Genomic DNA, 932 nt, shown 5'->3' on the forward strand with positions numbered 1-932 from the left:
GGTGCTTTTACTCATACTTCTAGGTAAGCAGAGTCGGCGAAACCAATTCGCAAAATTGTAGGCGAGTAAGGCAATTTGTAGCTTTGTCGCATTTGTGTAAAAGTCAGGACTACTTAATTGGTCGAACGCAAAGCCGTTTTTCCCTTCCTTGATGAAATTTTCCATCGTCCCACGGTTTTGATAAAATTTGACGATGTTTTTAGGGCGATAGCTTAAGTTCGTGACAATGAAGGAATAGCGAAATAAGAGTTCGCCTTCTGGTCTCTCTAACTTGACGATCACTCGTCTTGGCTTGTTCCAACTTGCCGCCTTGTAGGTTATTTCTTTATAAAACACATAAGGCGCACCGTTATTAAGTTTTAGTCGATTCCCGATTTGATGTTCAATGTCTTGAGCCATCGATGTTAAACGCTTATTTGATTTAAGGCGAATCGCGTATTTGATCTCATGTTCTTCACACAACTCGTAGAGTTCAGGGACAGCGAATCCACTATCACCCCTGACAGCGATGGTCGCACTTGGATTCATTTTCTCATATTCCTTGATCACAGGACCAACAAAGCTAACGACATTGCGAGACGTATAAACATTACCTGCACGAAGAGCTGCTTTGATGCAATCACCCGTTAAGCCATCAAATAATACGAGTGGATGGTAACCGTTTGTTTGATAATGGGCATTGTAGTCTGTGCCATATTGATGACCACAGGTCGCGAAATTTGCCGAATCCAAATCAAAAACAAAATGCTCACTCGGCTGAATCGTTTGAATTCGTCTATTTAATTTTTGATTAACCTGTTGGAGTTGCTTCATCGTTTCCTTGTCGAATTTCTGGTTTAAGCGTGACAAAGTGGGTTGAGAAGCTAATTGCTTCTTATCCAGAATCGTGGTAAACATCGGCTCATGCTTTAATTCATCCGCATGGTCGTCTG

At 41.6% G+C, this 932-nt stretch carries 1 protein-coding gene; it reads right to left on the reverse strand.

Annotated features, from left to right (window positions below; all coding sequences use genetic code 11):
- The coding region (locus ACYQ4S_RS11985) for an IS1380 family transposase (RefSeq protein WP_459771380.1) at window positions 1–932 on the reverse strand (932 nt) is incomplete at both ends.

It is taken from the genome of Alkalibacterium sp. s-m-28 (assembly GCF_054658175.1).